This window comes from Albimonas donghaensis (genome assembly GCF_900106695.1).
GTDB classification, from domain to species: Bacteria; Pseudomonadota; Alphaproteobacteria; order Rhodobacterales; family Rhodobacteraceae; genus Albimonas; species Albimonas donghaensis.
In genome coordinates this window covers 537,692-550,720 of the sequence record NZ_FNMZ01000003.1, presented here as the reverse complement: position 1 = coordinate 550,720, position 13,029 = coordinate 537,692, and the positions used below count along the sequence as shown (strand labels likewise).

At 73.1% G+C, this 13,029-nt stretch carries 10 protein-coding genes; 8 read left to right on the top strand and 2 right to left on the bottom strand.

Translation table 11 applies throughout. The features are described from left to right. Positions 1 to 92 precede the first annotated feature (92 nt). The 5 genes from BLV24_RS11970 to dnaA all read left to right on the top strand — a co-directional run bounded on the left by BLV24_RS11970 (position 93) and on the right by dnaA (position 6,855). Positions 93 to 869 (top strand): enoyl-CoA hydratase, encoded by a 777-nt coding sequence (locus BLV24_RS11970; protein WP_092681953.1) that lies wholly within the window; start codon positions 93 to 95, stop codon positions 867 to 869. A gap of 238 nt (positions 870 to 1,107) precedes the next feature. Beyond that, the gene (locus tag BLV24_RS11965; RefSeq protein WP_092681951.1) at positions 1,108 to 3,255 is read left to right on the top strand and encodes a putative bifunctional diguanylate cyclase/phosphodiesterase; all 2,148 of its coding nucleotides are present in this window, start codon (positions 1,108 to 1,110) and stop codon (positions 3,253 to 3,255) included. A gap of 66 nt (positions 3,256 to 3,321) precedes the next feature. Further along, positions 3,322 to 3,591, top strand: a complete 270-nt coding sequence (gene rpsT, locus BLV24_RS11960) for a 30S ribosomal protein S20 (protein ID WP_092681949.1) — start codon at positions 3,322 to 3,324, stop codon at positions 3,589 to 3,591. A gap of 578 nt (positions 3,592 to 4,169) precedes the next feature. Continuing rightward, the gene (locus BLV24_RS11955) at positions 4,170 to 4,640 is read left to right on the top strand and encodes a rhodanese-like domain-containing protein (protein ID WP_245710526.1); all 471 of its coding nucleotides are present in this window, start codon (positions 4,170 to 4,172) and stop codon (positions 4,638 to 4,640) included. 562 nt (positions 4,641 to 5,202) lie between these two features. Then, the gene (gene dnaA, locus BLV24_RS11950; RefSeq protein WP_245710525.1) at positions 5,203 to 6,855 is read left to right on the top strand and encodes a chromosomal replication initiator protein DnaA; all 1,653 of its coding nucleotides are present in this window, start codon (positions 5,203 to 5,205) and stop codon (positions 6,853 to 6,855) included. A 144-nt stretch (positions 6,856 to 6,999) separates the two neighbouring features. On the opposite strand, the gene purD is transcribed toward dnaA, so the two are convergent. Beyond that, positions 7,000 to 8,277, bottom strand: coding sequence for a phosphoribosylamine--glycine ligase (gene purD, locus BLV24_RS11945; RefSeq protein ID WP_092681947.1), 1,278 nt, complete (start codon positions 8,275 to 8,277; stop codon positions 7,000 to 7,002). Positions 8,278 to 8,708: 431 nt separating this feature from the next. Here purD and BLV24_RS11940 point away from each other — a divergent pair, with 431 nt between their 5' ends. Beyond that, complete coding sequence (locus BLV24_RS11940; RefSeq protein ID WP_176954720.1) at positions 8,709 to 9,224, top strand: DUF1203 domain-containing protein; 516 nt, start codon at positions 8,709 to 8,711, stop codon at positions 9,222 to 9,224. A gap of 82 nt (positions 9,225 to 9,306) precedes the next feature. Here the strand turns inward: BLV24_RS11940 and leuB are convergent, their stop codons facing one another. Continuing rightward, positions 9,307 to 10,410, bottom strand: a complete 1,104-nt coding sequence (gene leuB, locus BLV24_RS11935) for a 3-isopropylmalate dehydrogenase (protein ID WP_092681943.1) — start codon at positions 10,408 to 10,410, stop codon at positions 9,307 to 9,309. A 496-nt stretch (positions 10,411 to 10,906) separates the two neighbouring features. Between leuB and aroC the strand changes: the two genes are divergently transcribed. Both aroC and BLV24_RS11925 read left to right on the top strand, forming a co-directional pair. After that, the gene (aroC, locus tag BLV24_RS11930) at positions 10,907 to 12,028 is read left to right on the top strand and encodes a chorismate synthase (RefSeq protein WP_092681941.1); all 1,122 of its coding nucleotides are present in this window, start codon (positions 10,907 to 10,909) and stop codon (positions 12,026 to 12,028) included. Between the two features lie 105 nt (positions 12,029 to 12,133). Beyond that, positions 12,134 to 12,844 carry a haloacid dehalogenase type II gene (locus BLV24_RS11925; protein ID WP_092681939.1) on the top strand — a complete coding sequence of 237 codons (711 nt, stop codon included), beginning with the start codon at positions 12,134 to 12,136 and terminating at the stop codon, positions 12,842 to 12,844. Positions 12,845 to 13,029: the final 185 nt, after the last annotated feature.

Genomic DNA, 13,029 nt, shown 5'->3' with positions numbered 1-13,029 from the left:
ACGTCTTGAATGGGCCGGGCGCCGAGGGTAACACCCGCGCCTCGCCGGGGCCTCGCAGGGTCCGGGCAAGCCGAAGCAGCAGGAGGGGCCCGATGGCCTACGCCAACCTGATCGTCGAGACCCGCGACCATGTCGGGCTCGTCAAGCTCAACCGCCCCGAGGCGCTGAACGCGCTGAACCAGGAGCTCCTGGGCGAGCTGAACGAAGCCCTGATGAAGTTCGACGCCGACGACCGCGTGCGCTGCATCGTCGTGACCGGCTCGGAAAAGGCCTTCGCGGCCGGGGCCGACATCAAGGAGATGTCGGAGAAGACCGCGGTGGACATGTTCCGCCTCGACTTCTTCGCCGACAAGTCCCGCGGGGTGGAGCGGACCCGCAAGCCGATCATCGCCGCGGTGGCGGGCTACGCCCTGGGCGGCGGCTGCGAGCTGGCGATGATGTGCGACTTCATCCTCGCCGCCGACAGCGCCAAGTTCGGCCAGCCCGAGATCAATCTCGGCGTGATCCCCGGCATGGGCGGCACCCAGCGGCTGACCAAGGCCGTGGGCAAGGCCAAGGCCATGGAGATGTGCCTGACCGGCCGCTTCATGGGCGCGGAGGAGGCCGAGCGCGCGGGCCTGGTGTCGCGCATCGTCCCCGCCGCCAAGCTGATGGAGGAGGCGATGGCCGTCGCGGCCAAGATCGCCGACAAGTCCCCCATCGCCACGATGGCCGCGAAGGAGGCGGTGAACCGCGCCTTCGAGACCAACCTGGCCGAAGGCGTGATGTTCGAGCGCCGGCTGTTCCACGGGCTCTTCGCCTCCGAGGACCAGACCGAGGGCATGGCCGCCTTCGTCGAGAAGCGCGCGCCGCAGTTCCGCGGCCGCTGACGCCGCCTCCGGCCGCCATTCCGAGCGTCCCGACGCCGCCCCGCCTCCCGGCCGGGCGGCGTTACCGAATCTAAACGGCATCGCGTCAGGCTTCCTTCGGGATGAGGGACTGCGTGGTGGGATGGCGGCGATGACGGGCGAAGCGGCTGGGGCGCAAGCCTCCGGGGCGATGGAAGGCGTCGCGAATGGCCTCGCGGGCGGTCTGGCGGACAGTCTGGCAGGCGGGGAAGCGGGCGGCATGGCGAAGCCCGCGGGCGCCGATGCGTCGCCCGACATCCGGCCGGGCCTGATCGGCCTCGCCGCCGCGCTGGGCGAGGATGAGGGCGACGCGCCGGCCGCCAGGGCCGTCGGCTTCGCCCGGGCCGAGCGCGCGGTGATGCTGCGCCGCTACGCCCGCGCGCGCACCGCCAACCTGCCGCTGTTCCTCGCCGCCGCGGCCACCACCTTCCTGATCGCCCTGCAATTCGCCTCGCCGCTGGCCTGCGCGGCGGTGTTCCTGCCCGCCCTGCTCGCCGAACTGGCGGAGCGCAGCGCCCTGCGCGCCGTCGCCCGCCTGCCGGAGCGGGAGCGCGCCCGTCCCGCCGTCCTGGTCCGGGTCCACGTGATCGGCGTGGCCAATGTCGCGGTCACGGCCATCTGCCTGCTGTCGCTGGCGGCGATCGGCGGGCCCGACATGGCGACGCTGGTCGCCGCCGCCACGCTCGGCCTCTCGGCCTATTCGGCGCTGGTCCACGACATGCTGCCCGGGCTCAACCTCATCCGGCAGAGCGCCATGCTCGCCGTGTTCGTGTCGCCCTTCGCCCTGACCCTGCACGCGCAATGGCCCACCCCCTCGCGCGCCGCCACCGTGGCGATGATGGCGGCGGTGATGCTCGCGGCCCTGCTGGCGGTGATCTACGCCCACCTGCACCGCAACGCCGCCCGCCGCCTGCGCGCCCAGCGCGAGATTTCGCGCGCCCGCGCCATCGCCGAGCGTCGGGCCCGCGACCTCGTCCGCGTGCGCGACGAGGCCGAGCGCGCCTCGCTGCACGACGCCCTGACCGGCCTGCCCAACCGCCGCTTTCTGGACCGGCTGCTGGACGGGATCGAATCGCGCGCCCGGCAGGCGAAGGGCGACGCGCGCTCCGAATCGCGGCTGGCGGTGATGCTCATCGACCTCGACCGCTTCAAGTCGATCAACGACACGCTGGGCCACGACGCCGGCGACCACGTGCTGCGGATCATGGCCGACATCCTGCGCGAGAGCGTGCGGGAGGGGGACTTCGTGGCCCGCATCGGCGGCGACGAGTTCGTCATCGTCGCCGCCTGCGCCCGCCCGCGGGAGACCTCGACCGCCATGGCCGCCCGGATCATCGAGCGCGCCGCCCGCCCCGCGCCCTATGGCGACCAGCTCTGCCGCTTCGGCGCCACGGTGGGCATCGCCTTCCTGCGGCCGGGGCGCGACTCGACCCGCCGGGCGCTGGCGGACGCGGATCTCGCGCTCTACCGCGCCAAGCGGCTGGGGCGCGGGCGGGCGGAGCTGTTCCGCGAAGACCTGCGCCGGGAGGCCGAGGCCGCCCGCCTGATCCATGACGACATCGCCCGCGGGCTGGAGCGCGCGGAGTTCGAGCCCTGGTACCAGCCGCGCCTGTCGCTGGCGGACGGACGGGTGACGGGGGTCGAGGCGGTGGTGCGCTGGCGCCATCCCGACCGGGGGGTGCTGACCCCCGCCGATTTCCTCGACGCCGCGGCGGAGGCCGGGACGCTGGCCGAGATCGACCGCGCCATGCTGACCCGCGCCCTGGCCGACCGGGCGCGGCTGGCGCGGTCGGCGGGGGCTCCGCCGCCTCCGCTGACGCTGAACGCAGGGCGGGGACTGCTGGCACGGCCGGATTTCGCCGGGCTGGTGCGCGACGCGGCCCTGCCGCCGGGGGCGCTGGCCTTCGCGCTGAACGATTCGCACCGCGGCGCCGACTCGGACGACCCCCTGCGCTGGACGGCGGACCTGCTCGCCGGCCTGGGCGCCGACGCGGAGCTGTCGGATTTCGGCGTCGGGCGGGCCGGGGTCTCGACCCTGCTGGCGCTGCGCCCGCGACGGCTGAAGATCCATCGCCAGGTCCTGCGCCCGGCGCTGGAAACCGAGGCCGGGCGCGAGGTGATCCGGGCCATGGCCGCCATGGCGAGCGCGCTGGGAACCGAGGTCATCGCCGAGGGGGTGGAGACCGAAATGCACGCGGAATGCGCGGCAGGGCTTGGCTGCGGCGTCGCGCAAGGGTATGCGGTGGCCGCGCCTATGCCGGCGGGCCGACTTGGTCCCTGGCTGGCGACCGCCGCGGCGCGTCCTCCGATCGGCCCGTTTCACGGGTCGGGCGGGCGGGAAACGCTTCGCTGGGCGCCGGCGCATTGACCCCGCCGGGACGCGCGTGTATACGCGCCGCCTCACGTTGAATGTCACAGACTTCGGGAATCACAGATGGCCAATTCGCCGTCCGCGCGCAAGCGCATCCGTCAGGCCGAGCGGCGCACCGCGGTCAACAAGGCGCGCCGCAGCCGCATCCGGACCTACCTCCGCAAGGTCGAGGAAGCGATCGCTTCCGGCGACGCCGCCAAGGCGACCGACGCGCTGCGCGCCGCGCAGCCGGAAATCATGCGCGGCGTCACCAAGGGCGTGCTCCACAAGAACACCGCCTCGCGCAAGGTCTCGCGCCTGTCGGCCCGCGTTAAGGCGCTGGCCGCGGCCTGACCTGGCTTCGCCGTCCGCGGCCCTCCCCCAGCGGGCGGGCCGCGACGCGCGACGCCTGATCCGGAACGGACTCCGCCTCCCCTAGTGGGGGCGCGGGTTTCGCCTTCGGTCATCACTCTCCAGACCTGAGCTGGACAGGACGGACCCGCCGCGGTCCGCCCGTTGGCGTGCGCTGCGCCTGGAACAACCCGATCGCGGACGCGGCCGGGCTGCGCTGACCTGTGCGTCACGCAAATGTCGCGGCGCGGACATGTTCTCGATTTCGCCCTGTTGCGAGTCAGAAGGTCTCCGCAGTAGTCTCCCGCTGTCTCCTCGCAATAGCGGGCAGGCCCTCCGATCCTGAGCCGAAACTGAATGGAACATCCCGTCTAATACCGGGTTGGGCCGTAACGTCATGTCTATTTGTTAACTATTTTTACGCCATCGTTAGGGTCTCTTTAATCATCAGACACTTGCGAGAAACTTGGCGGCCGGCGGTCGCTTCGACTTGATAGCGGCCCGTCGCCCTGCCTACCATGCAGGGCGATTCCAGAAACGGAACGGTCCGAGGGGCCGGCAGAACACGAGGAGGAACGCAGGTGTCCGACGACGAGGGGTCTGTGGACGGCGTGACGACCATCGCCGGCATCGCCCAGCTTTCGCCGCAGCAAGCCTTCGAGGCCCTGTCCGACGGCGACGCCGCGCTGGTCGATGTGCGCACGCGCGCCGAATGGGCGTTCGTGGGGCTTCCGGACCTGTCCCCCGTGGGCGCCCAGCCGGTGCTGGTGGAATGGCGCCGCTACCCGGACATGAGCCCGAATTCCGACTTCGCCGCGCAGCTGATGGACGCCTTCGGCGACACGCTGCCCGGCAAGCTGCTGTTCCTGTGCCGCTCCGGCGGCCGCTCGCAGGAAGCCGCGCTGGCAGTGAGCCGCGCGCTGGCCGAGCGGGGGGCGCAGTCCGCCTGCTGCAACGTGGCCGAGGGATTCGAGGGCGATCTCGATCCGTCGGGTCAGCGCGGCTCGATCAACGGCTGGAAGGTGCGCGGTCTGCCCTGGCGACAGAGCTGACCGGGAGAGAGCCCCCGCCCGCGGCTGCGGAGCGCGGCGCCTCCTGATGTGACGATGCTCCGCCGGCGCGAGCCGCCGGAGCGGCGGCAAGGGCCGCAGGGCGCGGATCCGGACGACCGGAGCCGGAACGCGAGGGAGACGTCGGCGCGGCGCGCCGACGAAGGGGAAGACGACGCGAACGCAGAAGCGCGCGACCAAGAAACCAACAGGGACTCGCTCGACCGCGCACCGGCCGCCCTGGTTCGATGCGCATCATCGCCGTTATCGCTCGCCGCCCTCGCCGCGCCGCCTTCGGACGCGGGGTGCGTCGCGTTGCGAACCACGCCCCGCCGGAGCGCTTTCCCGGCGAGAAGGAGACAGGATGCCCTCCATGGATCGCCACGAGCGCCCGGCCGCCGGGTCCGCTTCCGCCTCCGCCCCGCGCAAGCGGTCGGCGGCCGGGGGCCAGGCGAAGGGCGCGGGCGACGGGTCGTTCGGGGCGGGCTCCGCGTCGGGAGACCCGGTTCCAGGACCGTGCGATGCGGCGGCGTCCGGCGGCGACGCCGAGGCCGAGGGGGCGGACATGCGCGACATTTCGAAGGCGGAGATGGCCGAAGGCTGGTCGCGGGTGCTGGAGCGCTCGCGCCGGGAACTGGGCCAGGGACCGCATGACAGCTGGGTCTCGCAGCTCTCTCCCATCGGGATCGAGGGCGGGATCGCGCGGCTGGCGGCCCCCACCGTGTTCATCGCGGACTGGATCGACCGGCATTACGCGGGCGCCCTGCTGCGGCTGCTGCGCGAGGAATTCGAGGACGTGGCCCGGGTCGAGTTCCGGGCCGTCCCCCGCGGGCTTTCGGCCGGCGACGCCGCGTCGCCCGGCGCCGCGCGGCCCGCTCCGGCGTCCCGCGCAGGGTCGGGTCGGGCGCCCGCCGCCCGCAACGGCCGCCCGACCTGGAGCGACGAGGATTTCCCCGACAGCCGCGCCGCGCCGAAGGGCGCGAGGCGCGGCGACCCTGCCGCCGATCAGGCAGGCGAGGGCCGGGATGAGCGGCGGGATGAACGGCGCGATGAGCGGCGCGACGAGCGGCGGGGCGACCATGCCGGCGATCGCGGGGACGCCCGGCGCTCCGGCGGCGGCGGCCCGATCCCGATCCGGGTGACCCGTGCGGCGAGCGAGTCCGGCGACCCGGCCGACTCGCCCTCGCTGCCGCTCGACCCGCGCTTCACCTTCGACCGCTTCGTGGTGGGCAAGCCCAACGAGCTGGCCCATGCCGCCGCCCGCCGGGTGGCGGAGGGCGGCGAGGTCACGTTCAACCCGCTGTTCCTCTATTCCGCCTCGGGCTTGGGCAAGACTCACCTGATGCACGCCATGGCCTGGCGCCTGGCCGAATCGCGCCCCGACGCCCGCGTGGTCCTGCTGACCGCCGAGCAGTTCATGTACCGCTTCGTGCAGGCGCTGCGCTCGAAGGACATGATCGGGTTCAAGCAGCTGTTCCGCTCGGTCGACGTGCTGATGATCGACGACGTGCAGTTCATCGCCGGCAAGGACTCGACGCAGGAGGAATTCTTCCACACCTTCAATGCGTTGGTCGACCAGGGCAAGCAGGTGGTGATCTCCGGCGACCGCAACCCGGTGGATATCGACGGGTTGGAGGAGCGGATTCGCTCGCGCCTTCAGTGGGGGCTGGTCGTGGACCTTCACCCCACCGACTACGAGCTGCGCCTCGGCATCCTCCAGTCCAAGCACGAGATGCTCGCCCACACCCACCCGGAGGTGGAGATCCTGCCGCGGGTGCTGGAATTCCTCGCGCACCGGATCTCGTCGAACGTGCGGGTGCTGGAGGGCGCGCTGACCCGTCTGATGGCCTTCGCGAGCCTCGTCGGCCGGCCGGCGGACATGGACATGGCGCAGGAATGCCTCGCCGACATCCTGCGGGCCTCGGACCGCAAGGTCACGGTGGAGGAGATCCAGCGCAAGGTGGCGGCGCATTACAACGTGCGCATGACCGACCTGCTCAGCCCGCGGCGGGCGCGGGCGGTGGCCCGGCCGCGGCAGGTGGCGATGTATCTGTCGAAGTCGCTGACCTCGAAGAGCCTGCCCGACATCGGGCGGCGCTTCGGCGGACGCGACCACACCACGGTGATCCACGCCTGCAAGACCATCGAGAAGCTGAAGGACACCGACAGCCAGATGGCCGAGGATCTGGAATTGCTGCGGCGGATGCTGGAGGCCTGAGGCCGGCGTCCGCGGCGGGTTCGCACCCGCCCTACGGAGATCCGCACGCCCCCCGCGCGAGGCGGGTCCGCACCCGCCCTACGACGCCTTCGCGCCCCCGCCAGGCGGATGCGAAGACGTTTCGGCCAGCCCGGCCCTTCCTGTTCAGAGCTTCCGGTTGAGTTCTCGCGCGCCGATATCGGTGCGGTGGAAGCCGCCGGGCCAGTCGATGCGGGCGACGGCCCGATAGGCGCGGGCCACGGCCTCGGCCAGGGTGTCGCCGCGGGCGGTGACGTTCAGGACGCGGCCGCCATTGGACAGGATCTCCGGTCCGGCCGCTTTGGTGCCGGCATGGAAGACCACCGCCAGCGGATCGGATTCGGCGACGGCGATGCCCCGGATCGACTCGCCCCTGGCATAGCTCCCCGGATAGCCGTTGGCGGCGATGACCACGGTGGCGGCGGCCTCGTCATGCCAGTCGACGGGCAGGCTCTCCAGCCCCTCGCCCTGCGCGCAGGCCAGCAGGAGGGGCACGAGGTCGCTTTCCAGCCGCATCATCAGCACCTGGCATTCCGGGTCGCCGAAGCGGACGTTGAATTCCACCAGCCGGGGCCCGGTCTCGGTCAGCATCAGGCCGGCGTAGAGCACGCCCTGGTAAGGGGTTCCGCGGCGGGCCATTTCGGCGATGACGGGGCGGACGATGCGGGCCATGGCGTCCTCCTCCATCTCCGGCGTCAGGACGGGGGCGGGGGAATAGGCGCCCATGCCGCCGGTATTGGGGCCTTCGTCGCCGTCATGGGCGCGCTTGTGGTCCTGGGCGACGCCCAGCGCGGTGACCGAGGTTCCGTCGGAGATGGCGAAGAGGCTGGCTTCCTCGCCCGCCATGAATTCCTCGATCACCACCGAGGCGCCGGCGGACCCGAAGGCCCCGCCCAGCATGTCGTCGACGGCCTCGCAGGCCTGGGCGACGGTCTCGGCCACCACCACGCCCTTGCCCGCCGCCAGACCGTCGGCCTTGATGACGATGGGGGCGCCCTGCGTCTCGATCCAGGCCCGCGCGGCCGCGGCGTCCTCGAAGCGGGCCCAGGCGGCGGTGGGGGCGCCCACGGCGTCGGCGATCTCCTTGGTGAAGGTCTTGGAGCTTTCCAGCCGGGCGGCCTCGGCGGAGGGGCCGAAGCAGGGGATGCCCTCGGCGCGCACCGCGTCGGCGACGCCGGCGGCGAGCGGGGCCTCGGGACCCACGACCACCAGGCCGATGCCGGCCCCCTTCGCCCAGGCGGCGACCTGGGCGGGGGTCTCGGGGTCGAGCGCGATGCAGTCGGCGAGCTCGGCGATGCCGGCGTTGCCGGGGGCGCAGACCAGGCGGTCGCAGAGCGGGCTCTGCGCGATCTTCCAGGCCAGCGCATGTTCCCGCCCGCCGCCGCCGAGGATGAGGATGTCCATGAAGATCGCTCCGGTCTGCTTCGTCGCCCGGGAGGCTCGTTAAGGCAGGCGGGGGGCGAGGTCCAGCGCGCAGCCGCGTCGGGGGCGCGAGGCGGGGCCGGAGGGGGCCGCGCGTCAGGCCGGACGAGGGCCGCGCCGGAGCGCTCGCGCGGCCGGGACGCGTGGGCGCGGGCGGCGCCGTTACCGGGGGGCGAGGGCGCGCGGGGATCTCGGCGCGGGAGGCGAGGGGGCTGGCCCCGGCGGCCGGACGGTTCGGGTCGGGGGCGCCGGGGACGGGGACGGGGACGGGCGCCTCGCAGGTCAGCGCGACAGCGGCGGGCCGGATGACGCCCCCCCTCGGCCAAGGCGGCAGCCGCGCAGGTTTCGGGCGGCGGCGCTTGGGGGCGGCGACGCAGGATCGCGCCATCGCATTCTTCGAAAGGCGCCCCGCCATGAAGGACCAGGCCGCCGAAGCCCTCGCCCCCGGGGCCATCCGCCTCGTCACCGCGTCGATGTCGCCGGAGGAGGCCGCAAGGCTTCGGGCCGGGGGGCTCGACGCCCAGGGGACGGGCCCCGAGCTCGCCGTCTCGGACGGGTCCGCCGATCCCTGCCGCTGCCGCCTGACCGACATCGCCGGCGGTCGCGCCATGCTGATCTTCGCGCATCGTCCGTGGGCGCGGACCGATCCCTATGCGGAGACCGGGCCGATCTTCCTCTGCGCCGAGCCTCGCGCGCCGCGCCGTCCGGACGCCCTGCTCGGCGCCCTGCCCGAGGCGCGGGGCGAGCGCGCCCAGGCGCCGGCGAACGCCTGTCTGGAGAACGACATCCGATACGGCCGCGGGCGGGTCTGCGCCCCCTCGGAGGTCGAGGGCGATCGCAGGGGGCTTCCGGCCGCCCCGCGCAACGCCTGTCTCCACATCCGCTCGGCCACCAACGCCTGCCGCCAGTTCCGGGTGGAGCGGGGCTGAAGCGCACGCGGCGCGGCGCCCGTCGGGACGCCGCGCCGCGATGACGTTCGGTCGGGGGGCCGGACGGGCCGCCCCGGAAGGCTCAGACGCTCGCGTCCAGGGCGGCGACGATGGCGTCGCCCATCTCGGCGGTGGTCGCCGGGGTCTTGTCGCCGGCCTGCATCAGGTCCGCCGTCCGCACGCCGTCGGCCAGCACCTTGTCGATGGCGCGCTCCAGCAGGTCCGCTTCCTCGCCCTTGCCGAAGGAATAGCGCAGCGCCATCCCGAAGCTGAGGATGCAGGCGATGGGGTTGGCCTTGCCGGTCCCCATGATGTCGGGGGCGGAGCCGTGCACCGGCTCGTAAAGCGCCTTGGGCCGGCCGTTGGCCATCGGGGCGCCGAGGCTGGCGGAAGGCAGCATCCCCAGCGAGCCGGTCAGCATCGCCGCCACGTCCGACAGCATGTCGCCGAACAGGTTGTCGGTCACGATCACGTCGAACTGCTTGGGCCAGCGCACCAGCTGCATGCCGCCCGCGTCGGCATACATGTGGGAGAGCTCCACGTCGGGATACTCGGCGTCGTGGATCTCCTGCACCACGTCGCGCCACAGGATGCCGGATTCCATGACGTTGGCCTTCTCCATGGAGCAGACCTTGTTGTTGCGGGCGCGGGCCAGCTCGAAGGCCGAGCGGGCGACGCGGGCGATCTCGCCCTCGGTGTAGCGCTGGGTGTTGATGCCCACGCGCTCGTTGCCTTCCTTGAAGACGCCGCGGGGCTCGCCGAAATAGACGCCGGAGGTCAGCTCGCGCACGATCATGATGTCGAGCCCGCCGATGACCTCCTTCTTGAGCGAGGAGAAGTCGGCCAGCGCGTCGAAGCACACCGCGGGGCGGAGATTGGAGAACAGGTCCATCTCCTTGCGCAGGCGCAGGAGGCCGCGCTCGGGCTTCACCGAGAAGTCGAGCTTGTCGTATTTCGGGCCGCCCACGGCGCCGAGAAGGACGGCGTCGACCGACTGGGCCTTCTCCATGGCGGCGTCGGTCAGCGGCGTGCCGTGGGCGTCGTAGGCGCAGCCGCCGACCAGGTCCTCGGACACGTCGAAGGCGATGCCGCGCCTGGCGCCGAACCAGTCGATGACCTTGCGGACCTCGGCCATGACCTCGGGGCCGATGCCGTCGCCGGGCAGGATCAGCAGGGAGTTCGACATGGGGGCGCTCCTCGTTTGATGGGGCCGGCGCGGTCGGGTTGGAGAGGGAAACGGGCGGACCGGGGCCGGGTTTCGCCTAGCCCCGCGGGGGCGCGGGGTCAAGACGGGGGCCGCTCGGGGGCAGGCGCGGAGGCCGGCGCGGGGGCCGGCGCGGGTCGACCTCGTGGCGACCTCGGGGCGGGGAAACGGCGCCGCCGGGCGGCCCCGGTCGCGCGCCGCCGCGGGCGGAACCGCCGGGCCGGGCGCGCCTGTGGTCGCGGCGGCTCCCTCCTCCAGGGTCCGGGCAGGCCGGCGCCTCACCCGCGCGCGGGTCGCCACGCGGCGCCGCGCCGGCCCGGAACCGGGGGCGCCGGCGTCACGGCCGCCCCGGGCGCCCGCCCCTACCCTTTCCAACCCCTCCCCCCTTCCCCCTCCTTCCAACCCCTCCCCCTTCCTCCCGCGCGCCATACCCGCTAGACCGTCGCGCGACGCAGACACGACCCAGCGGAGCCCCGCCATGCCCTTCAACAGCTTCGGCCGCCTGTTCCGCTTCACCACCTGGGGCGAGAGCCACGGCCCCGCGCTGGGCGCGACCGTCGACGGCGTGCCGCCGGGCGTGCCGATCTCGGAAGAGGCCATCCAGGTCTTTCTCGACCAGCGCCGCCCCGGCCAGAACCGCTTCACCACCCAGCGGCGCGAGCCCGACCAGGTGCGCATCCTCTCCGGCGTCTACGAGGGCGTCACCACCGGCACGCCGGTGCAGCTGATGATCGAGAACACCGATCAGCGCTCCAAGGACTATTCGGACATCGCCGAGAAGTTCCGACCCGGCCATGCGGACATCGCCTACTGGCGCAAATACGGCGTGCGCGATCCGCGCGGCGGCGGCCGGGCCTCGGCCCGCGAAACCGCCGCCCGCGTCGCCGCCGGCGGCCTGGCCCGCGCCGCGCTGGACGTGCTCGCCCCCGGCCTGAAGATCCGCGGCGCGCTGGTGAAGATGGGCGTCCACGCCATCGATCCCGCCCGCTGGGACTGGGCGGAGACGTCGAGAAACCCCTTCTGGTCGCCCGACGCGCAGGCGGCCGAGACCTGGGCCGCCTATCTCGACGGGCTGCGCAAATCGGGCGAGAGCGTCGGCGCCGTGGTCGAGGTGCAGGCCACCGGCATGCCCGAAGGGCTGGGCGCCCCGGTCTACGCCAAGCTCGACACCGACATCGCCGCGGCGATGATGTCGATCAACGCGGTCAAGGGCGTGGAGATCGGGGCCGGCATGGGCGCGGCCGAACTGACCGGCTCCGCCAATGCCGACGAGATCTTCATGGGCAATGACGGAAAGCCCCGCTTCTCCTCGAACCACGCGGGCGGGATCCTCGGCGGCATCTCCACCGGGCAGGACCTGGTGGCGCGCTTCGCCGTGAAGCCCACGTCCTCCATCCTCGCCACCCGCAAGACCATCACCAAGGCGGGCGAGGAGACCGAGATCGTCACCAAGGGCCGCCACGACCCCTGCGTCGGCATCCGCGCCGTGCCGGTGGGCGAGGCGATGATGGCCTGCGTGATCCTCGACCATATTCTGCTGAACCGCGCCCAGACCGGCGCCGCCCCGGGCGAGACGCTGGGACGTATCGCTTCCACCTGATGGAAACGCACAGGCCCATGCGGGACTGACGCAAGTCGAAGGCGGAGGCGCGGGGCCCTATCGCGCCTCGCCGTCTTCCGCATTCCCGCCCATGGAGCCCCTCATATGCCGACGCCCGCGCCCAAAGCCTTCATCTTCGACGTGTTCGGCACGGTGGTCGACTGGCGCCGGGGCGTGGCCGAGGAGGCCGCCCGCTTCTACGCCGCGCGCGGGATCGACGCCGACCCCTTCGCGCTGGCCGACGCCTGGCGGGACGAATACCGCCCCGGCATGGCCCGCGTCCGCCATGGCGAGCGGCCCTATGTCCCCCTCGACATCATCCACCGCGAGAATCTGGACTTCGCGCTGGAGAAACTCGGGCTGTCGGAGGCCTTCGACGCCCCGTCCCGCGATGCGCTGAACCACGCCTGGGAGAAGCTCCCCGCCTGGCCCGACTCGGCCGAGGGGCTGGAGCGGCTGCGCGCGGCGGGCTTCGTGGGGACCTGCTCCAACGGCTCGGTGGCGCTGATGGTGCGGCTGGCCCGGTATGCGGGGCTGCGCTGGGACGCGATTCTGGGCGCGGACACGGCGCGGGACTACAAGCCCTCGCCGATCACCTACCGGGCCTCCGCCGCGGCGCTGGGGCTGGAGCCGGGCGAGGTGATGATGGTGGCCTGCCACAACAACGACCTCGCCGCGGCGGCGGAGGCCGGGCTGCTGACCGGCTGGTTCCCGCGCCCGGACGAGTTCGGGACCGGCGAGCTTATCCCCGCCGACCGCGACTTCGACGTGATGGTGGACGACATCAAGGCGCTCGCGGCCCGTTTCGGCGGCTGAGCCGGGCGCCCCCGGTCGCGCGCCGCCGCGGGCGGGACCTGTCGGCGCTCGACCGGGGGATCGCGGCGGCTCCCGCCCCTGACGCCGGCGCAGGCGGCCGGGGACGGGAGCCGGCGTTTCACCCGCGCGCCCGGCCGCGCCCGCCCGCCACGCCGGCGTGGAACCGGGGACGCCGGGCGTCGCCG